Raw genomic sequence first — 25464 nt, forward strand, 5'->3', positions numbered from 1 at the left:
TCAGTTTCCCGCGGCGCGAACGATCGCACCGAACTCATCTGCATTCAGGGACGCTCCACCAATGAGCCCCCCATCGATATCCGGCATGCTGAACAGCTCGACCGCATTGGCCGCCTTCACGCTGCCGCCATATAGAAGGCGCACACCTTGCGCGACTTCAGAATTCTCTTTCGCCAACTGCGCACGAATGGCTGCGTGCACCTCCTGCGCCTGCTCCGGCGAGGCGGTCAATCCGGTACCAATGGCCCAGACCGGCTCGTAAGCAATTACGGCTTTCACGAAAGCATCGATACCCAGCTCTTCGATGATGCTGTCGAGCTGCTGCCCGACAACTTCAAGCGTCTTGCCAGCTTCGCGCTGCTCAAGTGTTTCACCGACGCACAGGATCGGAACCAGGCCGCTTGCCTGTGCTGCCGCAAACTTGCGATTCAGGACTTCATTGCCTTCGCCCATGATCTGGCGACGCTCCGAGTGCCCCACCAGCACAAACTCACAACCGACATCTTTCAACTGAGTCGGCGAGACTTCACCTGTCAGTGCCCCCTGCCCCGCTTCGTGCGCGCAGTTCTGCGCACCTACCGAAATCGGGTGCTCTTCAAAGCACTCGACAACGAAGCTGACGTGCAGACTCGTAGGGAATACCGCAACATCGACACCATCAGGAATGGCCATATTTGCCAAACCTTCGACCAGCTCGGCGACGCTGGCGCAGGTACCGTGCATTTTCCAGTTACCAGCTACCATAGGGCGACGCATGCTGTACCTCGTCGGTCAAAGTGGGCGCAGATGTTACCCAACAGTTTCAACACTGGCAAGCCGAAATCAGGCGCAAACTTCAGCAACCAGTTTTGCGAGTTCATCGGCGTAGCCGGCAACCAGTGTTTCGTCCTCACCCTCGACCATCACACGCACCAGCGGCTCGGTGCCGGACTTGCGCAGCAGCACGCGACCTCGGCCCCCCATCGCCGCCGTCACACGCTCACACGCCTCCTTGACTGCCGGGTGCTGGACCGGGTCCACACCTCCTCCCTCAAAGCGCACGTTAACCAGTACCTGTGGGCACTTTCTCAGCCCCTGACGAGACTCCGCCAGGCTCTGCCCCGAGCGCTTGAGCGCCAGAAGCACCTGCAGCGCGGCGATGATCGCATCGCCCGTGGTGGTGTGCTGGAAGCAGACGACATGACCCGAATTCTCACCCCCGACCTGCCAGTTGCGTTCCAGCAATTCGGCAATGACGTAGCGATCACCGACGTTGGCCCGCACGAAAGGAATGTTCAGGTCGGCAAGCGCCAGTTCAAGACCCAGGTTGCTCATCAGCGTGCCCACGACACCGCCCTGCAAGCGGCCACGCTCATGCAGGTCCCGAGCGATGACATAGATCAACTCATCCCCGTCGACGATCGCTCCGGTGTGATCAACCATCAGCACGCGGTCACCATCACCATCGAAGCCAATACCCAGATCGGCCTTCTCGGCAACGACAGCCGCCTGAAGAGCGCCCATGTGGGTCGAACCGCAGTTGTCGTTGATGTTCAACCCATTGGGCGCAGCCGACAGCACCGTCACCTGCGCACCCAGTTCACGGAAGACGTTTGGCGCCACTTTGTAGGTCGCGCCATGGGCACAATCGACCACAATCTTGAGCCCTGCAAAACTGGTGCTGGTCGGCACACTGCTTTTGCAGAATTCAATGTAACGGCCGGCCGCATCGTTGATACGGGAGACCTTGCCCAACTGCTCCGACTCGGCGACCGTCATCGGTGTGTCGAGCAACTCCTCGATCATCATCTCGACTTCATCAGGCAGCTTGGTGCCTTGCCCCGAGAAGAACTTGATGCCGTTATCGTGATGCGGGTTATGCGACGCACTGATCACGATGCCCGCTTGCGCGTGGAAGGTGCGAGTCAGGTAAGCGATCGCAGGTGTGGGCATTGGACCGAGCAACATGACGTCAGCACCGGCTGCGGACAAGCCGGCCTCGAGCGCAGACTCGAACATGTAACCCGAAATGCGGGTGTCCTTGCCCACCAGGATGCGGCACGCCCCCATCTTGCGAAAGGCCATGCCGGCAGCCCATCCCAGCCTGAGCATGAAATCAGGCGTGATGGGGAACTGGCCTACGCGACCGCGAATGCCGTCAGTTCCGAAATATTTCTTGGTACTCATGGGTGCTCCAGATTCTTATTCTGCCGACTCAACAGCGGCAATCATGCGGACGACATCGACGGTTTCCGGGACATCGTGCACACGCAAAATTCTCGCGCCCTTGGTAATGGCCATACCGGCCAGGGCGAGCGCTCCGTAAAGCCGTTGATCCACAGGCTTATCCAGCACCTTGCCGATCATACTCTTGCGAGAGACGCCTACCAGCAACGGCCGCCCCAATTCATGCAGGACTTCCATGTGCTTGAACAGACTCAAATTGTGTTCGAGCGTCTTGCCAAACCCGAAACCGGGATCGAGGATGATCTGCTCCCGGGCAATGCCGGCGGCAACGCAAGCGTTTATGCGCTCCCTGAGGAACGAGCTGACTTCGCCGAGAAGGTCGTCGTATCGAGGATCGCTCTGCATGTCCGTCGGCTCGCCACGCATGTGCATCAGACACACCGGCAACCCGGTCGCCACCGCCGCATCCAGAGCACCGTCACGCTGCAACGAGCGCACATCGTTGATCAAGCCTGCGCCAAGGCGCGCCGTCTCACGAATGACCGCAGGCGTTGAGGTGTCCACCGAAATAATGACATCCAGCTCACGACTGATCGCTTCGACAATGGGTGCAACGCGCTCCAGCTCTTCGACCGGCGAAACCGTACGAGCGCCAGGGCGCGTGGACTCCCCTCCGACATCGATCAGGGTAGCGCCCGCGCTCACCATGGCTTCAGCGTGACGCAACGCCAGATCGCGCTGGGCGAAACGACCGCCATCAGAAAACGAATCGGGGGTGACATTGAGAATTCCCATGACGTGCGTCCGGGATAAATCAAGAACCCGGTTGCCGCAAGGCAACCGGGTTGGGTACAGCGCAGAAGTCATGTCAGGCCTTAGTGGTCAGCAGCGGGGCCGCCGATCGGAGTTTCAGGGCGTGGACCCACTGGAGCGGTAGGGGTGCCGGAAGCACCAGAGCCACCTTCCCAGTCACGCGGCTCGCGAGGCGTGCGACCCGCCATGATGTCGTCGATCTGCTCAGCATCAATGGTTTCGTACTTCATCAGCGCATCCGCCATCGCGTCCAGCTTGTCGCGATTGTCCGTCAGAATCTGCTTGGCGGTGCCATAGCACTGATCAATGATGCTGCGCACTTCGGAGTCGATCATACGAGCGGTGTCGGCCGACAGGCTGGCGTTCTGACCGCCACCGCCACGACCCAGATAACCGCCGTCTTCATCTTCCGAGTACATCAACGGACCCAGCTTCTCGGACAGGCCCCACTTGGTGACCATGTTCCGGGCAATCTGACTGGCCCGCATGATGTCGTTGGATGCACCGGTGGTAACACCGTCGAAGCCCAACGTCATCTCTTCAGCGATACGACCGCCGTAAAGCGAACAGATCTGACTGATCAGCGCGCGCTTGGACAGGCTGTAACGATCTTCCTCGGGAAGGAACATCGTCACACCCAGCGCACGACCACGAGGAATGATCGAAACCTTGTAGACCGGATCATGCTCGGGCACCACACGACCGACGATGGCGTGCCCCGCCTCGTGGTAAGCCGTGTTCTGCTTCTCTTTCTCGGACATGACCATGGATTTGCGCTCGGCGCCCATCATGATCTTGTCTTTGGCCAGTTCGAATTCCTTCATTTCAACGATGCGCTTACCGACACGGGCGGCAAACAGCGAGGCCTCGTTGACCAGGTTCGCCAGATCTGCACCGGAGAAACCCGGCGTACCACGCGCGATGACCGCCGGGTTGACATCGTCACCCATTGGCACCTTGCGCATGTGGACCTTGAGAATCTGTTCACGACCACGGATGTCTGGCAGACCGACCACGACCTGACGGTCGAAACGACCTGGACGCAGCAATGCAGGGTCCAGGACATCAGGCCGGTTGGTCGCCGCAATGACGATGATGCCGTCATTCATCTCAAAGCCGTCCATCTCCACCAGCAACTGGTTGAGGGTCTGCTCGCGCTCATCGTGACCGCCGCCCATACCGGCGCCACGGTGACGACCTACCGCATCGATTTCGTCGATGAAGATGATGCAAGGCGCATGTTTCTTGGCTTGTTCGAACATGTCACGAACCCGGCTCGCACCGACGCCCACGAACATCTCGACAAAGTCAGAACCGGAAATAGTGAAAAAAGGCACCTTCGCTTCACCGGCAATGGCCTTGGCCAGCAAGGTCTTACCAGTACCCGGAGGGCCGACCATCAATACGCCGCGCGGAATACGACCGCCCAGGCGCTGGAATTTACCGGGATCACGAAGAAACTCTACGAGCTCGCCCACTTCTTCCTTGGCTTCGTCACAACCTGCAACGTCGGCCAGCGTGGTCTTGACCTGATCTTCGGAGAGCAGGCGCGCCTTGCTCTTGCCGAAACTCATCGGCCCGCCTTTACCTCCGGCGCCCCCTTGCATCTGGCGCATGAAGAACATGAAGACCGCAATAATGACCAGGATCGGGAAGCTGGCAACCAGCAACTGTGTCCAGATACTTTGCTGTTCAGGCTGCTTGCCTTCGATCACAACGTGATTGTCGACCAGATCACCGATCAGGCCGTTGTCCTGGATCGCCGGACGAATGGTCTTGAAGGTATCGCCGTCGCTGCGTTTACCCGTGATGACGTAGCCGTCAACGGCAACTTTCTCGACCTTGCCATCCTTGACCTGCTGGATGAACTCGGAGTAGTTGAGGGTCTGCGGCTCGTTCGGGCTGGAGAAGTTGTTCATCACCGTCACAAGGACCGCGGCGATGATCAACCACAGGATCAAATTCTTTGCCATATCGTTCAATTAGCTACCCTCTGAAGCAAGCTCCACGCTGGAGCGTGCCTCGCATGATATTCACCGGCCTAACTTACTACAGATCCTACAGGCGTGGCAGGCGGCGTCTGTAACCCTTTGTGAAACTTTGACTACACGATGTTCGTTACGCTTCATGAATAAAGCCATTTAAAAAAAGCTATGGCCTTCACTCAATATCGCCCGGGGCTTCATAACCGCCTTTGAAACCACGGCCCAGAAGGTACTGCTCGCGAGAGCGGTCACGGGAGGACAGAGGCTTGCGCATCTGTACCTTATCGAACATTTTGCGAACGTCCTTGTGGTAGACATCGAAGCCTTCACCCTGGAAGACCTTGATCAAAAAATCACCACCCGGACGCAGAACCCGACCCGCCAGGTCGAGCGCCAACTCACAGAGGAACATGGCGCGTGGCATATCCACAGCGCTCAATCCACTCATATTGGGGGCCATATCGGAAATCACAAGGTCTACTTGAGTATTACCGATCGCTTCGAGGATCTGTTTGAACACCGCGTCCTCGGTGAAATCCCCTTGAATAAAGGTCACATCGGGGATGCTGTCCATCTCCAGAATGTCGGATGCGATCAGGCGACCTTTACCCCCAATCAGACGACTGGTCACTTGCGACCAGCCTCCCGGGGCTGCACCGAGGTCAACAACTGTCATCCCGGGCCGAATGATTTTGTCCTTCTCCTGGATCTCCAGAAGCTTGTAACTGGCACGGGAGCGGTAGCCATCTTTCTGTGCCATTTTGACGTACTTGTCGTCGAAATGTTCTCTCAGCCAGTTATGGCTGCTCTTGGAGCGCTGCGCCACGGGGCACCTCGATGATATGCGTCGTGATTAACTGGGCGGAGCCACGAGCCCTCGGGTAAAATGGCCGCCAATTTTACAGAATCAGACGAAAAGGGTCAGATTATGCCGCTCACTAACGAGCAGAAGAAACAGTACAAATCCATTGGACATGACCTGAAGCCGGTCCTGATGGTTGCCGGCAACGGCCTGAGTGAGGGCGTGCTGGCCGAGCTTGATCGCGCGTTGGTCGATCATGAACTGATCAAGGTTCAGATCAAGCTGGAAGATCGCGACGATCGCCGTGCCGTCATCGAAGAACTGTGCAAACAAGGTCGCGCGGAACTGGTGCAGACCATCGGCAAGATGGCGCTGATCTACCGCAAGAACCCACAGCCTAACAAACAGCTGTCGAACATTCACCGCTACAAATAAGGGTGAACCCCGTCAGGGGCGCCGATTGCGCGCCCTGACCGGAACCCCTGGTCATTAGCAAGAAGCAGCATTTCCGCCACTTCCCACCCAAACCCGCTCGCTGCCGGAAGCCGCCCTTGGGACGACCTCCGCAGGCACAGATCAGATGTGCTTGACCTCGACAATCTCGTATTCGACCAGACCGCTTGGCGTCTTGATCGCCACGACATCACCTTCTTCCTTGCCAATAATGGCCCGGGCAATCGGTGCCCCGACAGAAATCTTGCCCTGTTTGATGTTGGCTTCATCTTCGCCCACGATCTGGTAGATCACCTGTTCGTCGGTTTCAACATTGGCCAACTCTACGGTCGTGCCGAAAATCACCTTGCCCGTGTGAGCGATGCTGGTGACGTCGATCACGACCGAGTTCTGCAAGCGGCCTTCGATATCACGGATCCGCGCTTCGACCATGCCCTGCTCTTCGCGGGCAGCATGGTACTCGGCGTTTTCCTTGAGGTCGCCGAGTTCACGCGCTTCACCAATGGCCTGACTCAAGCGCGGACGCTCGACCTTGCTCAGGTGCTGCAGTTCTTCTTCCAGGGCGCGAGCGCCCTGAACGGTCATTGGGTATTTGGTAATGCTCATGCTTTCAGCCCTGCATGTAGATCCTGCAAGCGGCGCACGGTCTTTTCCGGACCGAACTTCAGCGCTTCACAGATGGCCTCGCCCGCAGCAATAGTGGTGGTGCAGTAAATCTTGTGCTGCAAGGCGTTGCGACGAATGGAGTAAGAGTCCGCGATCGACTGGCGACCCTCAGTGGTGTTGATGATCAACGTTACTTCGTCGTTCTTGATCATATCAACCACGTGAGGGCGACCTTCGGTCACTTTGTTCACGCGGCGCACTTTAAGACCGGCCGCTTCGATCAAGCGGGCAGTTCCGGCCGTTGCTACGACTTCAAAACCGAGCTCGATCAGGTTGCGCGCAACGCCCGCCACCAGCGGCTTGTCGTCGTCACGCACGCTGATAAACGCCGTACCACCGGTAGGCAAGACTTCGCTGGCACCCATCTGGGCTTTGGCGAACGCCTCGCCAAAGGTGTCACCGACACCCATGACTTCACCGGTGGACTTCATCTCTGGCCCGAGGATCGGGTCAACGCCAGGGAATTTGGCAAACGGGAACACGGCTTCTTTCACACTGTAGAAGTTCGGGATGATTTCCTTGGTGAAGCCTAGCTCTTTCAGGGTTTTACCCGCCATGACGCGCGCCGCGATCATGGCCAGGGAAACACCAATGCACTTGGAAACGAACGGCACGGTACGCGAGGCACGCGGGTTCACTTCGATCACGTAGATGTCTTCACCTTGCAGTGCAAGTTGAACGTTCATCAGACCGACAACGCCGAGCTCCAGGGCCATTTTCTTGACCTGCTCACGCATCTCGTCCTGGATGTGGGCCGGCAGCGAGTACGGCGGCAGCGAGCACGCGGAGTCACCGGAGTGAACGCCCGCCTGCTCGATGTGCTGCATGATGGCGCCGATGACGACGTCGGTGCCATCGCACACAGCATCCACGTCCATTTCAATGGCGCAGTTGAGGAAGTGGTCCAGCAGCACCGGGCTGTCGTTGGACACTTGAACCGCTTCACGCAGGTAGCGCTTGAGCTCTTCTTCTTCGTAGACGATTTCCATCGCACGGCCGCCCAGTACGTAGGACGGACGAACCACCAGCGGGTAACCAATTTTGGCGGCAGCACGAATCGCTTCGTCTTCACTGCGCACGGTGGCGTTTGGCGGCTGACGCAGGTTCAGGCGCTCGACCATCTGCTGGAAGCGCTCACGGTCTTCAGCGCGGTCGATGGCATCAGGGCTGGTGCCGATGATTGGCACGCCGGCCGCTTCCAGTGCACGCGCCAGCTTCAACGGTGTCTGGCCGCCGTACTGGACGATGACGCCTTTCGGCTTCTCGACGCGAACGATTTCCAGCACGTCTTCCAGGGTCACCGGTTCGAAGTACAAGCGATCGGAGGTGTCGTAATCGGTGGACACGGTTTCCGGGTTGCAGTTGACCATGATGGTCTCGTAACCGTCGTCGCGCAGCGCCAGTGCCGCGTGTACGCAGCAGTAGTCGAACTCGATACCCTGACCAATGCGGTTAGGACCGCCGCCCAGGATCATGATCTTGTCGCGGTTCGATGGGTTGGCCTCGCACTCTTCTTCGTACGTGGAGTACATGTACGCCGTGTCGGTCGCGAATTCGGCGGCGCAGGTATCCACGCGCTTGTAGACCGGCAGCACGTCCAGCTTGTGACGGTGCGTGCGCACGCTCTTTTCGGTGACGCCCAGCAGCTTGGCCAGACGCGCGTCGGAGAAGCCCTTGCGCTTGAGACGGAACATCACGTCACGATCGATGGCCGACATACCCATGGTCTTGACCTTCTCTTCTTCCTTGATCAGATCTTCGATCTGAACCAGGAACCAGGGGTCGATCATGTTCATGCCGAAGATCTGCTCGACGGTCATGCCTGCACGGAAAGCGTCCGCGACATACCAGATACGCTCGGCGCCCGGCACGGTCAGCTCACGCTTGAGGATGCTCGCACTTTCAGGGTTGCTCAGGTCCAGTTTAGGATCGAGACCGCTCACACCGACTTCCAGGCCACGCAGTGCTTTTTGCAGGGATTCCTGGAAGGTACGGCCGATGGCCATGACTTCACCGACCGATTTCATCTGGGTGGTCAGGCGTGCGTCAGCCTTGGAGAATTTCTCGAACGCGAAGCGCGGCAGCTTGGTCACGACGTAGTCGATGGACGGCTCGAACGAGGCAGGTGTTTTGCCGCCAGTGATGTCGTTCTGCAGTTCGTCGAGGGTGTAACCCACTGCCAGCTTGGCCGCGACCTTGGCGATCGGGAAACCGGTGGCCTTGGAGGCCAGCGCCGAGGAACGGGAAACGCGCGGGTTCATCTCGATCACGACCATGCGGCCGGTGTCCGGGCAAATACCGAACTGCACGTTGGAGCCGCCGGTTTCAACACCGATCTCGCGCAGGACCGCCAGCGAGGCGTTACGCAGGATCTGGTATTCCTTGTCGGTCAGGGTCTGTGCCGGAGCGACCGTGATGGAGTCACCGGTGTGGACACCCATCGGGTCGAAGTTCTCGATGGAGCAGACGATGATGCAGTTGTCCTTTTTGTCGCGGACCACTTCCATCTCATATTCTTTCCAGCCGATCAGGGATTCGTCGATCAGCAGCTCTTTGGTCGGTGACAGATCCAGACCACGGGCGCAGATTTCTTCGAACTCTTCACGGTTGTACGCGATACCGCCACCGGTGCCGCCCATGGTGAAGGACGGACGGATGATGCACGGGAAGCCCAGCTTCTCGAGCACCGCATTGGCCTCTTCCATGCTGTGAGCGATGCCGGAACGCGGGCATTCCAGACCAATGGCTTTCATGGCCTTGTCGAAACGCGAGCGGTCTTCCGCCTTGTCGATGGTGTCGGCGTTGGCGCCGATCATTTCTACGCCGAACTTCTCCAGAACGCCCTCGCGCTCCAGATCCAGTGCGCAGTTCAAAGCGGTCTGGCCACCCATGGTCGGCAGCAGTGCGTCCGGGCGCTCCTTCTCGATGATCTTGGCGACGGTCGCCCATTTGATCGGCTCGATGTAGGTGGCGTCGGCCATGGCCGGGTCGGTCATGATGGTGGCCGGGTTGGAGTTCACCAGGATGACGCGGTAGCCCTCTTCGCGCAGGGCTTTACACGCCTGGGCACCGGAGTAGTCGAATTCACAGGCCTGGCCGATCACGATCGGGCCAGCGCCAAGAATCAGGATGCTTTTAATGTCTGTACGTTTTGGCATGGGTTGTCACTCGAATCCTGTGTCAGTCGGCAAGCCGTCTTGAACATTCTCTGAGGTGCCCGGCGGGTCATCGGACGTATCCGGCCTGCCGCAGGCACCTGCTCGCTACAGTTGGAATCCGCCGCTTAGCGGCGCTTGGCCATAGCTGTGATGAAGCGATCAAACAGCGGCGCGACGTCGTTCGGTCCCGGGCTCGCTTCAGGGTGACCCTGGAAGCTGAACGCTTCCTTGTCGGTGCGCTCGATACCCTGCAAGGTGCCGTCGAACAGCGACTTGTGAATGGCGCGAACGTTGCTCGGCAAGGTGGCTTCGTCCACCGCGAAACCGTGGTTCTGACTGGTGATCATGACCACGCCCGTGTCCAGATCCTGAACCGGGTGGTTGGCACCGTGGTGGCCGTGACCCATCTTGACGGTCTTGGCACCGGAGGCCAGCGCCAGCAGCTGGTGACCCAGGCAGATGCCGAACACTGGAATCTCGGTCTGCAGCACGTCCTTGATCGCCTGAATCGCGTAGTCGCAAGGCTCTGGATCGCCAGGGCCGTTGGAGAGGAACACACCATCGGGGTTCAGGGCGAGCACTTCGCTGGCAGGCGTCTGAGCCGGTACCACGGTCACGCGGCAACCGCGCTCGACCAGCATGCGCAGGATGTTGGTCTTGACGCCGTAGTCATAGGCCACCACGTTGTACGGCAGATCAGCGGCAGCGATCTCTGGATGGCTGTCGGTTTTCAGGCTCCAGACACTGGTGCGCCATTCGTAGCGCTTCTTGGTGCTGACTTCTTTCGCCAGATCCATGCCTTTCAGGCCCGGGAAGCCGCGCGCTGCTGCAATGGCTGCTTCTTCGGAAATGTTGTCGCCGGCCATGATGCAGCCATTCTGCGCACCTTTCTCACGCAGAATGCGGGTCAGGCGGCGAGTGTCGATGCCGGCAATGGCGACGACGTTATTGGCCTTGAGATAGTCAGCCAGGGACATCTTGTTACGCCAGTTGCTCGCTACCAGCGGCAAGTCACGAATCACCAGGCCCGCCGACCAGACGCGGTCGGATTCGGCGTCTTCCGGCGTGGTGCCAGTGTTGCCGATGTGAGGGTAAGTCAGGGTGACGATTTGCTGGGCATAGGAAGGATCGGTAAGGATTTCCTGATAGCCGGTCATTGCGGTGTTGAACACCACCTCACCAACGGTTTGACCGTCGGCTCCAATGGCTTCGCCGCGAAAAATGCTGCCATCAGCAAGGGCGAGTATGGCTGGCTTAGTCAAGAAGACCTCCCGTAATAAAGCCTGAAAGGGCGATCGCAGGTTGTAAAAAAGCGGAATGACGTATAGACACGTCACCCCGCTTTTTTCATCGAATTATCTGCGCGCTTTTAGTGGACACACTAAAGCTGTAGCTTACAGAAAAAGGCTTTTTTAATCCACCGCTAAAACGCCTTTAAGGCCGGGGAATGCGACAGGACATCGCGTAGCGGGTCAAAACTGCGGGCAGGATACAGGTAAAACACCCTTCCCGCCCGCATTGTTGCGCGACAGACAGCGTCAGAGGAATCGCCGATCACCGCAGGTCGAGCACATCCTGCATATCGTACAAACCAGACGTTTTGCCATCGAGCCACAGCGCGGCACGCACAGCGCCCTTGGCAAACGTCATGCGGCTGGACGCCTTATGGGTAATTTCCAGACGTTCACCTTCGGCTGCGAACAGCACGGTGTGATCGCCTACGACGTCCCCACCGCGAACCGTGGCGAAGCCGATCGTCTCGCGGTCCCGAACACCCGTGTACCCTTCACGACCATAGACGGCGACCTTGCTCAGATCGCGCCCCAAGGCGTTGGCAACCACTTCACCCATGCTGACCGCCGTACCCGACGGTGCGTCGACCTTATTGCGGTGATGGGCTTCGAGGATCTCGATGTCCGCATCCTCACCCATTACCCGCGCGGCCAGATCCAGCAGCTTGAACGAGAGGTTCACGCCCACGCTGAAATTGGAGGCGAAGACGATCGGGATGTCCTGGCCCGCTTCCGTCAGCAGGTGCTTTTGCTCAACGCTCAACCCGGTGGTCCCGATGACCATGGCCTTGCCAGCCTTCCGGCAGAACGCCAGGTTTTTCAGCATGACGTCCGGCAATGTGAAGTCGATCAGCACGTCGAACTCGTCGGCGACCTGCTCCAGATTACCGGTCAACTGAACACCGATACGCCCCAGCGATGCCAGCTCACCCGCGTCGGCACCGATCATGGTACTGCCGGGCCGAACGATTGCCGCCGTCAGCCCGGTGAGCGGCGCACGATCCTGCACCGCCTCGATCAGGTTCTTGCCCATGCGCCCGGCGGCGCCCATCACAGCAATGCGTCGCATGCCCTGCTCCTTAGAGATCGCCGAAGAAACGCTTCACGCCTTCAAACCAGCCACTGGCTTTAGGCGAATGAGAGCTGTCACCTTCAAGCGATGCACGGAACTCTTCGAGCAACTCCCGCTGACGACGCCCCAGGTTGACCGGGGTTTCGACCGCGACCCGGCACATCAAGTCGCCTGCGCCGCCGCCACGCACAGGGGCAACGCCCTTGCCGCGCAGACGGAATTGCTTGCCGGTCTGAGTGCCTTCCGGGATCTTGAGCTTCACGCGACCGTCCAGCGTCGGCACTTCCAGCTCACCACCCAATGCGGCGTCGGTGAAGCTGATCGGCACTTCGCAATACAGGTGCTTGCCGTCGCGCTGGAAGATCGCGTGCTCACGCACATTGATCACGACGTACAGGTCGCCGGTAGGGCCACCCTGAACACCCGCCTCACCTTCGCCCGACAGACGAATGCGGTCGCCGGTGTCGACACCCGCAGGCACCTTGACCGACAGCGTCTTGTACTCTTCGACACGGCCTTCGCCATGGCAGGAATCGCAAGGATCAGAGATGATTTTGCCGTTGCCGTGGCAACGCGGACAGGTTTGCTGAACAGAGAAGAAACCCTGCTGCATGCGCACCTGACCAATACCGCCACACGTCGGGCACGTCACCGGAGAGGAGCCTTTCTTGGCACCGCTGCCATCGCACGGCTTGCAGTTGACCAGCGTTGGCACGCGAATGCTGACCGTAGTGCCGCGCACGGCTTCTTCCAGGTTCAGCTCCAGGGTGTAACGCAGATCGCTGCCACGCTGAGCGCCGCCACGACCGCCGCCACCGGCACGCCCGCCACCGAAGAAGTCGCTGAAGACATCGCCGAAAATGTCGGAGAAGTTCGCGCCGCCGAAACCCGCGCCGCCACCGCCCATACCTTGATCCACACCGGCATGGCCGTATTGATCGTACGCCGCGCGCTTGCTGGCATCGGACAGCACTTCGTAAGCCTCGTTGGCTTCCTTGAAGGCGTCTTCCGAGGCTTTGTCGCCGGGATTGCGGTCAGGGTGATACTTCATCGCGAGACGGCGGTATGCCTTTTTCAGGTCCGCTTCGCTGGAGCCTCGCTCCACCCCCAATACTTCGTAATAGTCACGCTTTGACATAAGTTTTCTGCACTCTTGAGGACGTCCGACATAACCCTCCTGAGTTTGCCGAACTCGTTGAGCCCCTTTCAGGCCCGGACCCAACTCACGTCAATTAAACGATCCTGGTCTTGGTTCAACGGCCTTTGATCGACCGAGAAAGCGGCAGAACAAGCCGGGTTGCAGGAGCTTCCGGCTTTGCCACACAGTCCGCAAAGCAGCTTTGCAGACGCTAAAAAATTTTGGGTGTTCCAGACACGCCAACGCGGGAGCAAGCTCCCGCGCGGCGACATCCTACCAGCGACCACTCGAAAGAGGTCAACCGGCCATCAAGTGACACTCGCCTTTTCAGGAACTGTCACTTATGGTCTTTCACTTCTTCGAACTCAGCGTCGACCACGTCGTCAGCGGGCTTGCCTTCTTCCTGTGCGGCCTGCGCGCCACCCTCAGGCTTTTCGGCTTGCTCGGCGTACATCTTCTGAGCAACAGGAGCGCTCACCTTCGACAGCTCCTCGACCTTCGCGTCGATGGCAGCCTTGTCGTCGCCCTTCACAGCGGCTTCCAGAGCTACCACAGCCGCTTCAATGGCTGTCTTCTCTTCGGCAGTGACCTTGTCACCTGCGTCAGCGACCATCTTGCGAGTCGAGTGAACCAGTGCATCACCCTGGTTACGGGCCGACGCCAGCTCTTCGAACTTGCGGTCTTCGTCGGCATTGGTTTCAGCGTCACGAATCATCTGCTGAATTTCTTCCTCGGACAGACCCGAGTTGGCCTTGATCACGATCGACTGAGTCTTGCCAGTGGCCTTGTCTTTCGCGCCGACGTGCAGAATGCCGTTAGCATCGATGTCGAAAGTCACTTCGATCTGCGGTACGCCACGTGGAGCAGGTGGAATGTCGGCCAGATCGAACTTGCCCAAAGACTTGTTCTGAGCCGCTTGCTTGCGCTCACCTTGCAGCACGTGAATGGTCACTGCGCTCTGGTTGTCGTCGGCCGTCGAGAACACTTGCGATTTCTTGGTAGGAATCGTGGTGTTTTTCTCGATCAGCGCAGTCATCACGCCGCCCATGGTTTCGATACCCAGGGTCAGAGGGCTGACGTCGAGCAGCAAAACGTCTTTCACGTCACCGGCCAGAACCGCACCCTGAATCGCAGCACCCATGGCAACGGCTTCGTCCGGGTTCACGTCTTTACGCGCTTCTTTACCGAAGAACTCGGTGACCTTCTGCTGAACCAGCGGCATACGGGTCTGACCGCCGACCAGAATCACGTCGTTGATCTTGCTGATGTCGATTCCAGCGTCTTTCAGTGCGATACGGCATGGATCGATGGTGCGCTGAACCAGGTCTTCTACCAGCGATTCCAGCTTGGCGCGGGAAATCTTCACGTTCAGGTGCTTGGGACCGGTGGCGTCTGCAGTGATGTACGGCAGGTTGACGTCTGTCTGCAGGCTGGAAGACAGCTCGATCTTGGCTTTCTCAGCGGCTTCTTTCAGGCGCTGCATGGCCAGCGGATCGCCCTTGAGGTTCATGCTGGTTTCTTTCTTGAATTCGTCAACGAGGTAGTCGATCAGACGAATGTCGAAGTCCTCACCACCCAGGAAGGTGTCGCCGTTGGTGGCCAACACTTCGAACTGATGCTCACCGTCGACTTCAGCGATTTCGATGACCGACACGTCGAAAGTACCGCCACCCAGGTCATAAACGATGACGGTGTGGTCGCCTTTCGCCTTGTCCATACCGTAAGCCAGTGCAGCCGCGGTAGGTTCGTTGATGATACGTTTTACGTCCAGACCCGCAATGCGGCCGGCGTCTTTGGTCGCCTGACGCTGGCTGTCGTTGAAGTAGGCCGGAACCGTGATGACCGCTTCAGTCACCGTCTCGCCCAAGTAGTCTTCGGCGGTTTTCTTCATCTTTTTCAGGATTTCCGCAGAAATCTGAGGTGGCGACATTTTCTGGCCGTTTACTTCAACCCAGGCGTCACCGTTGTCAGCCTTGGCGATTTTGTAAGGGACCATCTTGATGTCTTTCTGAACAACTTCTTCGTCGAACTTGCGACCGATCAGACGCTTCACCGCGTACAGGGTGTTGTGCGGATTGGTCACTGCCTGACGCTTGGCCGACTGGCCAACCAGAATTTCACCGTCGTTGGCGTAAGCGATGATCGAAGGCGTGGTACGCGCGCCTTCGGCGTTCTCAATGACTTTCGCCACGCCGTTTTCCAGAACCGAGACGCAGGAGTTGGTGGTCCCCAGGTCGATACCGATAATCTTGCCCATCTTTGACTCTCCCGAAACTTTTAATTAGGTTGCCGCAACTGCGTTTACAAATTGCGGTAATTCTTTAAACGCATGGCCTGTAAATGGGGGCCACTCAGCTGATTTCAAGCCTGCTCGTCAATTGACGGCGCAACAGGCGACGGCGCCTTGCTGACCACGACCATGGCCGGGCGCAGCAAACGGCCGTTAAGCTGATAACCCTTCTGGAACACCTTCAGCACACTGTTCGGTTCAACATCCGCGGTTTCCTGCATCGCCATTGCCTGGTGATGCTCCGCGTTGAACGGCTCACCGTGCGGATCGATGGCTTCCAGGTGATAACGCTTGAGGGTGTCAGCGAACATCTTCAGGGTCAGCTCGATGCCTTCACGCATCGGACGAATGCTCTCGTCATCCGGGTTGGAGAGGTCCAGACCACGCTCCAGACTGTCGACGATCGGCAGCAGATCGCCAGCGAACTTCTCCAGTGCGAATTTGTGAGCCTTTTCCACATCTTGCTCGGCACGGCGGCGGACGTTTTGCAGATCCGCAGCGACACGCAGAGACTGGTCCTGTGCCGCAGCCAGTTGCTCTTCCAGCACCTGTACACGCGTTGCCAAATCTTCTCCGGAATTCGCCGCGCCCGCAGCCTGATCCTGAGCCTGCGTATCCGGGTTCTGTTCGTCAGCCATAGTTCTCTCCTTCCAATTGCTTCCGTGAGCCGAACTCACGCTTCTGCCGGGCTATATGGGGCCGTAATTTTCGGCTTCAAGGGGTTTCGATGCAGGATGGGGTGAATAACCCTACAAATATTCCGACATGGTCTATTTCGGGATTCCGGCCAACCAACCTCGACAATAGGTGCTAAGAAATATCCTGACCCTGCCAAATCGAGCTAACGCCGGGCATTGTCAGCCCAAAGCAAAACACTGTATAAATAACCAGACAAATCGCTTGGGAGCCGCCCGTATGCTGGTGCACCTGTCCATACATAACTACGCCATCGTTGAACATCTCGATCTGGAACTGGATCGCGGCATGAGCGTGATCACCGGTGAAACCGGTGCCGGGAAGTCGATCATGCTCGACGCGCTCGGCCTGACGCTGGGAGATCGTACAGACAGCGGCGTAGTGAGACCGGGCGCCGACAAGGCCGACATCCTGGCGACCTTCGATGTGTCCGACATCCCGGAAGCGGACGCCTGGCTCAAGGATCGCGACCTCGAAACCGACGGCCCCTGCATTCTTCGCAGGGTAATCACTGCCGAGGGCCGTTCGCGCTCTTATATAAACGGCACCCCCTGCCCACAGGGCGACTTGAAAGCCTTGGGTGAACTGCTGATCGATATTCATAGCCAGCACGAGCACCAGTCGCTCCTTAAAACCGACACTCATCGTCGGCTGCTGGACGAATATGCGGGCGCCACCGATCTCGCGCGTCAGGTACAACTGGCTGCCCAACGCTGGCGCCAGACGCGTCAGGAGCTTGAGCAACTGGCCAACTCCGGGGACGAGCAACGGGCCAAGCACCAGCTATTGAGTTATCAGCTGGAAGAACTCGAAAGCCTGAGCCTGGGCGAAAACGAGCTTGAACATCTGGAGCAGGAACACACCACGCTGACGAACGCTGAGAGCTTGCTGGGCATCTGCCGGCAAGTCGTCGAACTGTGCAGCGAAAGTGACTCAGGCAATGCACTGAACGCCCTGACCGCGAGCCTCAACCGGCTGACCAGCGTAAACAACTCGCCAGATGCGCTGAATGAAGCGACCAATCTGCTTTCCAGCGCACAGATTCAGGTGGAAGAAGCCGTCGGCGAAATCAATCGTTTCCTGGATCGTTTCGAAGCCGACCCCGCGCGCCTGCAACAAATTGAAGAACGTCTGGACACCATCTACACGCTTGCCCGCAAGCACAGGGTTCAGCCAGCCGAAGTGCCGGCCTTGCATCAGAAGCTGCTGGACGAGATCGAAACGCTGAACGCCAACGATGAAGCTGTCGAACGCCTGGAGCACGAACTCGGCGCGTATGCCCGCCACTATCAGGAAAAGGCCCGCGAGCTGAGCGACCTTCGCCACCGTGCAGCCCCCGAACTGGCCCATGCCGTGGAGCACGAAATTCAACGCCTGGGCATGCCGGGCGGCCGCTTCAACATTGAATTGCGTGGAAACGCGGACAAAGAGCTGTCGCCTCATGGCCTTGAGCAGGTCGAGCTGCTCGTCAGCGCCAACCCCGGGCAACCGCTCAAGGCACTGGCCAAAGTGGCCTCTGGCGGTGAACTCTCCCGGATCAGCCTGGCGATTCAGGTCATTACCGCACAGACCTCACGCGTGCCGACACTGGTCTTCGATGAAGTCGACGTCGGCATCGGCGGCCCGACGGCAGAGATCGTCGGACAGCTGCTGCGCAGGCTGGGTGAGCGTGGCCAGGTCATGACCGTCACCCATTTGCCACAAGTCGCGGCGCAAGGGCATCAGCACTTGTTCGTGCACAAGGTTCGCGAGGAAGACGTGACGCGCACCGCCGTTTCCAAACTGAGCAAGAGCGAGCGCGTGGAAGAAGTCGCGAGGATGCTGGGCGGGATCGACCTGACCAAGGAATCCCTGGCCCATGCGAAAAAGATGGTGATTACCGCCAAATCCTGAAAACGGCCCGGCTGAAATTAAAAAAGGCGTCCCGAGGGTCGCCTTTTTTGTATCCGAAAAAGACTCAGGCCAGCTTCTCTTTCTTACGGACGTAAAGCACCAGATTGTGATCCACCAGCTCAAAGCCATGCTTGGTCACAATGGCTTTCTGCAGCTTCTCGATTTCTTCGTCGAAGAATTCGATCACCTCACCGGACTCCACGTTCACCATGTGATCGTGGTGGCCTCCATCGGCGAGTTCAAATACGGCATGACCGCCATCGAAGTTGTGGCGAACCACCAACCCGGCTGCTTCGAACTGAGTCAAAACACGGTAAACCGTTGCCAGACCGACGTCTTCGTTGGCCTCCATAAGTGCCTTGTAGACGTCCTCCGCGCTCATGTGGCGCTGCTCGGCAGAATCGAGCATTTGAAGGATCTTGACCCGTGGCAGAGTCACTTTAAGTCCAGCTTTGCGTAGTTCGCTATTTTCAACCATGGTCAGCTTTCTCGCAGACGCTGCTTCGCAGCTTCTCTTAATGCAGGTATGATCGGGGTTTACGTTGTCCCAGCCAAGATAGTGGAAGTCGCCCACCGATGCAAAACACCAAGCTCTTGCTAACCAGTTTCACCTTCGTGGGACTGCTCGCACTCGCCGGTTGTTCATTCCCCGGGGTTTATAAAATCGACATCCAACAGGGCAATGTCGTCACGCAGGACATGATAGACCAGTTACGGCCGGGAATGACCCGTCGGCAAGTAAGGTTTATCATGGGCAACCCCTTGTTGACCGACACCTTTCACCCTGATCGCTGGGACTACCTGTACAGCCTTCAGCCCGGCGGCGGTGAACGCCAACAGGAACGTGTCAGCCTGATCTTCAATAGTAACGATCAGCTGGCAAGCCTTTCCGGTGACTTCAAACCAGGCGTGAGCCGCGACGAAGCCATCCTCGGCAAGAGCAGCGACACCACCACAACCCCCGAAAACAAAGGGGAGCAGCAGCCGAAGGAAGAGCCGCCAAAACCTGGCTCTCTGCTCGAGCAAATCCAGAACGATGTCGACAAGGTCGAAACCGTTCCGGTCCCGACCCAGGAACCGCTGGATACCAATCCACGCTGATCCTCGCGGGCTGCCAACAGCAGCTGCAAAAAACGAAAGCCCGGCAGTGCCGGGCTTTTTTACGCCTTTCTATCGAAGCGATGAGAACGTTAAATCGGCGTTTGCTGTTTTTTGGCCTTCGCGGCCTTCTCCGCGCGCAACCGGCGCACTTCTTTCGGGTCAGCCAGAAGCGGGCGGTAGATTTCGACCCGGTCGCCCTCCTCTACTCGACGCGTTGAAGGATCAGGAATGACCTTGCCGAATATTCCAAGCGCGCACTGGTCGAACGGCACATCCGCGAAATGCTCGGCGATCCCGGAGGCCTTGACAGCCCCCGACACAGTGGTCCCGTCAGGCACCTCGATCCTGAGCAACTCCTGACGATCGACAGCGGCGTACACCACTTCGACGGTGATCATCCTCTCAGGCATGTAACTCTTTAGCGCGCTGGCAGAAGGCATCGACCAGCGTATTGGCGGCCTGATTGAACAAGGGGCCCAGCGTGGCACGCACGATGGAACCGGAATAATCGAAGGACAGATCCAGGCTGATCTTGCAGGCTTTCTCGCCCAGCGCCTTGAAGGTCCAGATGCCGTGCAACTGGCTGAACGGCCCTTCCTCCAGATTCATCTCGATCATCTGCCCGGGCGTCAGCGTATTGCGCGTCACAAAATGCTGGCTCAGACCGCCTTTGGCCACCTCGACGCGGGCACGCATCATCGTGTCGTTCTGCTCCAGAACCGTTGCACCAGAGCACCAGGGCAGAAACTCCGAATAGCGAGCCACGTCGTTGACCAGGTCGTACAGCGCCTGAGCGGGATACGGCAACAGGGCCGAACGTTGAATATGCGTAGTCATGTCAGCGTCATTTCCAAAGCTGAGCGGCAAAGACAATCAGAATGCCGATCGGCGCCACATAGCGCATCAAAAAGAACGTTAGAGCGAACAGAACCGGACTGCGCACGGACAGCTCGTCGCGCACGGCCTCACGGCCCATCACCCAACCTGCGAAAATCACAAAGCACAATCCACCCAGCGGCAGCATGATCCTCGACGTGAAGAAATCGATCACGCCGAAGAAATCCAGACCCGCCGTCGCGCCCCACTGGTAGAGATGAAACGCGCCGCCTTCGTTCACGAAAAATTTGGCCTGCTTCCAGATGTTGAACGAGAACACTGTTCCCAGCCCCACGAACCAACAGATGAACGACAGCCAGAACGTTACCCAACCACGACGCACCCGGGTGCGCTCCACCAGGTAGGCAACCATCGGCTCCAGAAGCGAGATGGCCGAACTCCAGGCTGCCACGGCGACGAGAATGAAGAACACCACCCCCATGACCGTGCCGAACGCTACGTTACCAAACGCGTAAGGCAAGGTGACGAACATCAGGCCCGGACCTTCACTGGGGTTCAGCCCGGCTGCGAACACAATCGGAAACAATGCCAGACCGGCGAGCAACGAAACGAAGGTGTCCAGCAGTGCCACACCGACCACCGTCGCGCTGATCGAGGCCTCTTTGGTCATGTAGGCGCCATATATCATGATCGAACCTACACCGACGCTCAGCGAAAAGAATGCATGCCCCATGGCAGGCAGCAATCCGTCGAGGAGTTTCTCGGGCGTGAAGTCGAACATGAAATGCACCCCTTCCATGAAGTGCCCGGTGGTCAGGCTGTAGCCCAGCAGAATCACCATCAGCACGAACAGCAGCGGCATCAGGATACGCAGACTTCGTTCAAGACCGGCATTGACGCCCTTGGCAATGGTGATCGCCGACAGCAGCATGAACAGCGTGTGCCACGCCACCAGACGCCATGGATCGGCGATCATCTCGCCAAAGAACGCGCCGACGCCATCCGGCGTGACGGCCTGAAAGTCGCCCTTGCCAACATCGATGATGTATTCGAGCGACCAACCACCCACGACACTGTAAAAAGAGAGAATCAGCAGCGCAGTGATCATTCCCGCAAATGCGCCCCAGGACCATTTGCTCGAATGCTTCGCTTCCAGCGCCAGCACCTTCAACGCATTGGCCGGACTTTGGCGGGCACGACGGCCGATCAGGGTTTCGGCCATCATCACCGGAATGCCGATCAACGCGATACAGGCCAGAAACACAAGCACGAATGCACCGCCGCCGTAGACGCCGACCATGTAGGGAAATTTCCATATGCTTCCCAAGCCCACAGCCGAGCCGGTGGCGGCCAGGATAAATACCCAGCGGCTCGCCCAGCTGCCGTGAACCGAAACCTTGTCCGTCGACATCGTTGACACGTCCAACACGCAAAAAAGATCGCGCATTGTCCGGGATTCACTCAACGTGCTCAAGCACACCGCTTCACGTCGTCGAGCCCGTAGCCGAGAGCACCGTTGATCCCTATAATGCGTCGCCTATGGCTAAGCTCAAGAAACATCCCACAGGGACCATCGCGCAAAATAAAAAGGCGCGTCACGATTACTTCATCGAACACAAGTTCGAGGCCGGTCTGGTCCTGGCCGGTTGGGAAGTAAAAAGCCTGCGTGCCAACAAGGTGCAGTTGGTGGACAGTTACGTGCTGCTCAAGGACGGTGAAGCCTGGCTGATGGGCAGCCATATCACGCCGCTGACGACAGCCAGTACCCACGTCATCGCTGACCCGACACGCACCCGTAAACTGCTGCTCAACAAGCGCGAGCTGGAAAGGCTCAACGCTGCTGTTGCGCAGAAAGGGTACACCGCGGTCGCCCTCGCCCTTTACTGGAAGGCGCACTTGATCAAGTGCGAAATCGCTCTGGGTAAAGGCAAGAAGGAATACGACAAGCGTGATACCGAGCGCGAACGCGACTCCAATCGCGAGCTGCAACGTGCCGTGCGGAACAAGGGCAAGGAAGACTGAATCTTTCGGGTTTCTACGGTCTGCGCCAGACCTGTAGGAGCGCGCTTGCCCGCGATTGCAGGGTGTCAGACGATATATTCGTGACTGACAGACCGACATCGCGGGCAAGCGCGCTCCTACAGGGCTCTATCAATCAGATCCCGTTACGCCGCTCGGCCCGCGCCGTGCGCTGCACCTGCTGACGCACCTCTTCCAGCACTTCCTGCACGTACAGCAGATGTCGACTGGACACTTCCCGGGCGTCGTCCGCCCGACCTTCGATAATCGCCAGATACAGCTCCCGATGCTGATTGATCAGCATGTCACGGGTCTCTGAGCGTTGCTTGTACATGCCGCCGATGTTGGTCACGACGTTGCGCCGCAGAAGATCGAACAGACCGCGAATGGTGTGCAGTAACACCGCGTTGTGGCTGGCCTCGGCAATCGCCAGGTGGAAATTGGCATCGGCCGCGCCCTCTTCCGCACGGCTGACCTCATCGACCCGCGCATAGCAGTCCTGCAAGGCGTCAAAGGCCTCGCGCAGCCGTGAGCGGTCGACGTCCGTGGCACGAATCGCGGCGTAGTACGCACAAGACGCTTCGAGGGTGTGCCGGAATTCCAACAGGTCGCGCTGCGCCTCGGCGCTGCCTTCCAAAAGATGCAGCAACGGATCGCTGAAGGTCGAACCCAGACTCTCCACGACGTAATTGCCGCCACCCTGACGACTGACCAGCAGCCCTTTTGCGGTGAGCTTCTGAATCGCTTCGCGCAGGGACGGACGCGACACGCCGAACTGCTCGGCCAACGCACGCTCGGCCGGCAAGCGTTCCCCCGCCCTCAGCGTGCCTTCAAGAATCATCCTCTCGAGCTGTTCGACAATATCGTCTGACAAGCGGCGCTGACGCACCTGATCGAAGCCCATCCCCTTTCTCCACATCCTCATCTGCCCCGTCCGACACGACGGCGGGGGGCGATTATTCTCGCCGATTGTGATCAGACATTCACCCAGCAGATGTAGGACAAATCTCCGATTCAGGCGAAAACCTGGATAACTGCTACAAAAGTTCTAGAGCCTTAAATTGACACATCAATGCCAAGGCTTTTAACCTAGCGACAAGACATTGTAAATTGGTATTACCAATTTATGAATGCCGGCGACTAGTGGTCATCCTCCACGACGCGCCGCAAGCAATTCGCGACGGCGGAACGCTTGAGCTGGTGAGCTGTGCGACTTCGTTCGTCAGCCCCGGCAGGACGACAGACTGTCGTCCCTGCAGGAGCAGCGCACGCAAAGCATGGACACCGGGCCTAACCAACAACAATTAGGGGCCTCCTACATGCAAACCTGGCAACAGCTCTACACACCTCTCGGCAGCCTGGGCCTATCGGCATTTGCTGCTGTCATTCCCATTGTGTTCTTCTTCCTGGCGCTGGCCGTATTCCGGCTCAAAGGTCACATTGCAGGCGCTATCACGTTGTTGCTTGCCGTCCTGATCGCGATCTTCGCATTTCAGATGCCAGCCGACATGGCAGTCGCTTCGGCGATCTACGGGTTCCTGTACGGCTTGTGGCCGATCGCGTGGATCATCGTTGCCGCCGTGTTCCTCTACAAACTGACGGTCAAGAGCGGCCAGTTCGAGATCATTCGCAGCTCGGTCATGTCGATCACTGACGATCAACGCCTGCAAGTCCTGCTGATCGGGTTCTGCTTCGGCGCTTTTCTGGAAGGTGCGGCAGGCTTCGGTGCTCCGGTAGCGATTACCGCAGCCTTGCTGGTAGGCCTTGGCTTGAACCCGCTGTACGCCGCAGGTTTGTGTCTGATCGCGAACACCGCACCGGTTGCATTTGGGGCGCTGGGCATTCCGATCATCGTCGCCGGTCAGGTCTCTGGCATCGACGCATTCAAGATCGGTGCAATGGCCGGCCGTCAATTGCCGCTGCTGTCGGTCTTCGTACCGTTCTGGCTGATGTTCATGATGGACGGCGTGAAAGGCGTGAAGGAAACCTGGCCAGCCGCGCTGGTGGCCGGTGGCAGCTTCGCCATCGTGCAGTTCCTGACGTCCAACTTCATCGGACCGGAATTGCCGGACATCACCTCGGCGCTGGTCAGCCTGGTATCACTGACGTTCTTCCTGAAAGTCTGGCAGCCGGCTCGCGCAGCCGACATGCAAGTGGCAAGCGCTGGCGGCGGTGCCGTCGTGATGGGTGGCGGTCCTGGCGGCTTCGGTCAGCCACGCACCACCAAGAAATCCCCGTACTCCACGGGCACCATCATCAAGGCCTGGTCACCGTTCCTGATTCTGACCGTCATCGTGACGATCTGGACCTTGAAGCCGTTCAAGGCCCTGTTTGCCGCTGGTGGGCCGTTGGCGTCGCTGACCATGAACTTCCCGGTTCCACACCTGGATCAACTGGTCATGAAAGGTGCTCCGATTGTCGCGAACGCCACCGCGATGCCTGCGGTGTACAAGTTCGATCTGCTGGCGGCTTCAGGCAGCGCCATCCTGATCTCGGCGATTCTGGCAATGATCGTACTTCGTATCAGCGCCAAAACCGGTATTACCACTTTCAAAGAGACGCTGATCGAGCTGCGCTGGGCCATCGTGTCCATCGGCATGGTGCTGGCCTTCGCCTTCGTCATGAACTACTCCGGCATGTCGTCGACACTGGCGCTGGTCCTGGCCGGTACGGGTGCTGCATTCCCGTTCTTCTCGCCATTCCTCGGCTGGCTCGGCGTGTTCCTGACCGGGTCCGACACCTCATCCAACGCCTTGTTTGGCTCGCTGCAAGCGACCACCGCTCACCAATTGGGTGTCAGTGATGTGCTGATGGTTGCAGCCAACTCCAGCGGCGGCGTGACGGGCAAGATGATTTCCCCGCAGTCGATCGCCGTGGCCTGTGCCGCGACCGGTCTGGTCGGCAAGGAATCGGACCTGTTCCGTTTCACGCTCAAGCACAGCATCTTCTTCGCGGCCATCGTGGGCTGCATCACCTACGTTCAGGCGTACTGGCTGACCGGCATGCTGGTTCATTAACGAGACGAGCGTCGGGTGTGTTGACCGCACCCGACGCTGCCCCGCTCACTCAATGATGCGAGACCC

General features: G+C 58.6%; 22 protein-coding genes. 5 read left to right on the top strand and 17 right to left on the bottom strand.

Annotated elements, in window-relative coordinates; translation table 11 throughout:
- The 5 genes from tpiA to rlmE form a co-directional block, all read right to left on the bottom strand.
- Complete coding sequence (gene tpiA / locus BMY73_RS14530; RefSeq protein ID WP_092407912.1) at positions 1–756, bottom strand: triose-phosphate isomerase; 756 nt, start codon at positions 754–756, stop codon at positions 1–3.
- A gap of 66 nt (positions 757–822) precedes the next feature.
- Complete coding sequence (gene glmM, locus BMY73_RS14535) at positions 823–2166, bottom strand: phosphoglucosamine mutase (protein ID WP_092407914.1); 1344 nt, start codon at positions 2164–2166, stop codon at positions 823–825.
- A gap of 15 nt (positions 2167–2181) precedes the next feature.
- Positions 2182–3033: a dihydropteroate synthase gene (folP, locus tag BMY73_RS14540; protein WP_062389841.1), complete on the bottom strand. Its 852-nt coding sequence runs from the start codon at positions 3031–3033 to the stop codon at positions 2182–2184.
- Positions 3034–3041: 8 nt separating this feature from the next.
- Positions 3042–4952, bottom strand: coding sequence for an ATP-dependent zinc metalloprotease FtsH (gene ftsH, locus BMY73_RS14545; RefSeq protein WP_062389837.1), 1911 nt, complete (start codon positions 4950–4952; stop codon positions 3042–3044).
- A 187-nt stretch (positions 4953–5139) separates the two neighbouring features.
- Complete coding sequence (rlmE, locus tag BMY73_RS14550) at positions 5140–5790, bottom strand: 23S rRNA (uridine(2552)-2'-O)-methyltransferase RlmE (protein ID WP_092407916.1); 651 nt, start codon at positions 5788–5790, stop codon at positions 5140–5142.
- Positions 5791–5892: 102 nt separating this feature from the next.
- Between rlmE and yhbY the strand changes: the two genes are divergently transcribed.
- Positions 5893–6201, top strand: a complete 309-nt coding sequence (gene yhbY / locus BMY73_RS14555) for a ribosome assembly RNA-binding protein YhbY (RefSeq protein WP_062390112.1) — start codon at positions 5893–5895, stop codon at positions 6199–6201.
- A gap of 141 nt (positions 6202–6342) precedes the next feature.
- On the opposite strand, the gene greA is transcribed toward yhbY, so the two are convergent.
- The 7 genes from greA to grpE all read right to left on the bottom strand — a co-directional run bounded on the left by greA (position 6343) and on the right by grpE (position 16473).
- A complete protein-coding gene (gene greA, locus BMY73_RS14560) occupies positions 6343–6819 on the bottom strand; it encodes a transcription elongation factor GreA (RefSeq protein WP_062390108.1) in 477 nt (158 codons plus the stop codon).
- 2 nt (positions 6820–6821) lie between these two features.
- Entirely contained in the window at positions 6822–10043 is a 3222-nt protein-coding gene (gene carB, locus BMY73_RS14565; protein ID WP_092407918.1) for a carbamoyl-phosphate synthase large subunit, read from the bottom strand.
- Between the two features lie 125 nt (positions 10044–10168).
- A complete protein-coding gene (carA, locus tag BMY73_RS14570; RefSeq protein ID WP_062389826.1) occupies positions 10169–11305 on the bottom strand; it encodes a glutamine-hydrolyzing carbamoyl-phosphate synthase small subunit in 1137 nt (378 codons plus the stop codon).
- 292 nt (positions 11306–11597) lie between these two features.
- Positions 11598–12404, bottom strand: coding sequence for a 4-hydroxy-tetrahydrodipicolinate reductase (gene dapB / locus BMY73_RS14575; RefSeq protein ID WP_092407920.1), 807 nt, complete (start codon positions 12402–12404; stop codon positions 11598–11600).
- Between the two features lie 10 nt (positions 12405–12414).
- The gene (dnaJ, locus tag BMY73_RS14580) at positions 12415–13545 is read right to left on the bottom strand and encodes a molecular chaperone DnaJ (protein WP_074756386.1); all 1131 of its coding nucleotides are present in this window, start codon (positions 13543–13545) and stop codon (positions 12415–12417) included.
- A gap of 337 nt (positions 13546–13882) precedes the next feature.
- Positions 13883–15802, bottom strand: a complete 1920-nt coding sequence (gene dnaK, locus BMY73_RS14585) for a molecular chaperone DnaK (protein ID WP_062389817.1) — start codon at positions 15800–15802, stop codon at positions 13883–13885.
- A gap of 104 nt (positions 15803–15906) precedes the next feature.
- The gene (gene grpE, locus BMY73_RS14590; RefSeq protein WP_062389814.1) at positions 15907–16473 is read right to left on the bottom strand and encodes a nucleotide exchange factor GrpE; all 567 of its coding nucleotides are present in this window, start codon (positions 16471–16473) and stop codon (positions 15907–15909) included.
- Positions 16474–16750: 277 nt separating this feature from the next.
- Here grpE and recN point away from each other — a divergent pair, with 277 nt between their 5' ends.
- Positions 16751–18424 carry a DNA repair protein RecN gene (gene recN, locus BMY73_RS14595; protein WP_092407922.1) on the top strand — a complete coding sequence of 558 codons (1674 nt, stop codon included), beginning with the start codon at positions 16751–16753 and terminating at the stop codon, positions 18422–18424.
- Positions 18425–18488: 64 nt separating this feature from the next.
- Here recN and fur read toward each other — a convergent pair whose 3' ends face one another.
- Positions 18489–18902: a ferric iron uptake transcriptional regulator gene (fur, locus tag BMY73_RS14600; protein ID WP_062389807.1), complete on the bottom strand. Its 414-nt coding sequence runs from the start codon at positions 18900–18902 to the stop codon at positions 18489–18491.
- A gap of 98 nt (positions 18903–19000) precedes the next feature.
- On the opposite strand from fur, the gene BMY73_RS14605 reads away from it, so the two are divergent.
- Entirely contained in the window at positions 19001–19525 is a 525-nt protein-coding gene (locus BMY73_RS14605) for an outer membrane protein assembly factor BamE (protein WP_062389804.1), read from the top strand.
- A gap of 89 nt (positions 19526–19614) precedes the next feature.
- Here BMY73_RS14605 and BMY73_RS14610 read toward each other — a convergent pair whose 3' ends face one another.
- The 3 genes from BMY73_RS14610 to BMY73_RS14620 are packed head-to-tail and all read right to left on the bottom strand — an operon-like array spanning position 19615 to position 21773.
- Positions 19615–19923 (bottom strand): RnfH family protein, encoded by a 309-nt coding sequence (locus BMY73_RS14610; RefSeq protein ID WP_092407996.1) that lies wholly within the window; start codon positions 19921–19923, stop codon positions 19615–19617.
- Positions 19924–19927: 4 nt separating this feature from the next.
- Entirely contained in the window at positions 19928–20362 is a 435-nt protein-coding gene (locus BMY73_RS14615) for a type II toxin-antitoxin system RatA family toxin (RefSeq protein ID WP_062389798.1), read from the bottom strand.
- 7 nt (positions 20363–20369) lie between these two features.
- Positions 20370–21773 carry a sodium-dependent transporter gene (locus BMY73_RS14620; protein ID WP_062390105.1) on the bottom strand — a complete coding sequence of 468 codons (1404 nt, stop codon included), beginning with the start codon at positions 21771–21773 and terminating at the stop codon, positions 20370–20372.
- Positions 21774–21901: 128 nt separating this feature from the next.
- Between BMY73_RS14620 and smpB the strand changes: the two genes are divergently transcribed.
- Positions 21902–22384 (top strand): SsrA-binding protein SmpB, encoded by a 483-nt coding sequence (gene smpB / locus BMY73_RS14625; RefSeq protein ID WP_062389795.1) that lies wholly within the window; start codon positions 21902–21904, stop codon positions 22382–22384.
- Positions 22385–22517: 133 nt separating this feature from the next.
- On the opposite strand, the gene BMY73_RS14630 is transcribed toward smpB, so the two are convergent.
- Entirely contained in the window at positions 22518–23285 is a 768-nt protein-coding gene (locus BMY73_RS14630; RefSeq protein ID WP_062389791.1) for a GntR family transcriptional regulator, read from the bottom strand.
- Positions 23286–23700: 415 nt separating this feature from the next.
- On the opposite strand from BMY73_RS14630, the gene BMY73_RS14635 reads away from it, so the two are divergent.
- Positions 23701–25398 carry a lactate permease LctP family transporter gene (locus tag BMY73_RS14635; RefSeq protein ID WP_092407998.1) on the top strand — a complete coding sequence of 566 codons (1698 nt, stop codon included), beginning with the start codon at positions 23701–23703 and terminating at the stop codon, positions 25396–25398.
- Positions 25399–25464 lie beyond the last annotated feature (66 nt).

The sequence above is a fragment of the Pseudomonas sp. NFACC02 genome (genome assembly GCF_900110765.1).
GTDB lineage: Bacteria > Pseudomonadota > Gammaproteobacteria > Pseudomonadales > Pseudomonadaceae > Aquipseudomonas.

What these genes read in the sequence shown, in the direction of transcription:
- tpiA (WP_092407912.1), bottom strand. Translation starts at nt 756, where the DNA reads ATGCGTCGCCCTATGGTAGCTGGTAACTGGAAAATGCACGGTACCTGC.
- glmM (WP_092407914.1), bottom strand. Translation starts at nt 2,166, where the DNA reads ATGAGTACCAAGAAATATTTCGGAACTGACGGCATTCGCGGTCGCGTA.
- folP (WP_062389841.1), bottom strand. Translation starts at nt 3,033, where the DNA reads ATGACTTCTGCGCTGTACCCAACCCGGTTGCCTTGCGGCAACCGGGTT.
- ftsH (WP_062389837.1), bottom strand. Translation starts at nt 4,952, where the DNA reads ATGGCAAAGAATTTGATCCTGTGGTTGATCATCGCCGCGGTCCTTGTG.
- yhbY (WP_062390112.1), top strand. Translation starts at nt 5,893, where the DNA reads ATGCCGCTCACTAACGAGCAGAAGAAACAGTACAAATCCATTGGACAT.
- carB (WP_092407918.1), bottom strand. Translation starts at nt 10,043, where the DNA reads ATGCCAAAACGTACAGACATTAAAAGCATCCTGATTCTTGGCGCTGGC.
- dapB (WP_092407920.1), bottom strand. Translation starts at nt 12,404, where the DNA reads ATGCGACGCATTGCTGTGATGGGCGCCGCCGGGCGCATGGGCAAGAAC.
- dnaJ (WP_074756386.1), bottom strand. Translation starts at nt 13,545, where the DNA reads ATGTCAAAGCGTGACTATTACGAAGTATTGGGGGTGGAGCGAGGCTCC.
- dnaK (WP_062389817.1), bottom strand. Translation starts at nt 15,802, where the DNA reads ATGGGCAAGATTATCGGTATCGACCTGGGGACCACCAACTCCTGCGTC.
- grpE (WP_062389814.1), bottom strand. Translation starts at nt 16,473, where the DNA reads ATGGCTGACGAACAGAACCCGGATACGCAGGCTCAGGATCAGGCTGCG.
- recN (WP_092407922.1), top strand. Translation starts at nt 16,751, where the DNA reads ATGCTGGTGCACCTGTCCATACATAACTACGCCATCGTTGAACATCTC.
- fur (WP_062389807.1), bottom strand. Translation starts at nt 18,902, where the DNA reads ATGGTTGAAAATAGCGAACTACGCAAAGCTGGACTTAAAGTGACTCTG.
- BMY73_RS14605 (WP_062389804.1), top strand. Translation starts at nt 19,001, where the DNA reads ATGCAAAACACCAAGCTCTTGCTAACCAGTTTCACCTTCGTGGGACTG.
- BMY73_RS14610 (WP_092407996.1), bottom strand. Translation starts at nt 19,923, where the DNA reads ATGATCACCGTCGAAGTGGTGTACGCCGCTGTCGATCGTCAGGAGTTG.
- BMY73_RS14615 (WP_062389798.1), bottom strand. Translation starts at nt 20,362, where the DNA reads ATGACTACGCATATTCAACGTTCGGCCCTGTTGCCGTATCCCGCTCAG.
- BMY73_RS14620 (WP_062390105.1), bottom strand. Translation starts at nt 21,773, where the DNA reads ATGTCGACGGACAAGGTTTCGGTTCACGGCAGCTGGGCGAGCCGCTGG.
- smpB (WP_062389795.1), top strand. Translation starts at nt 21,902, where the DNA reads ATGGCTAAGCTCAAGAAACATCCCACAGGGACCATCGCGCAAAATAAA.
- BMY73_RS14630 (WP_062389791.1), bottom strand. Translation starts at nt 23,285, where the DNA reads ATGGGCTTCGATCAGGTGCGTCAGCGCCGCTTGTCAGACGATATTGTC.
- BMY73_RS14635 (WP_092407998.1), top strand. Translation starts at nt 23,701, where the DNA reads ATGCAAACCTGGCAACAGCTCTACACACCTCTCGGCAGCCTGGGCCTA.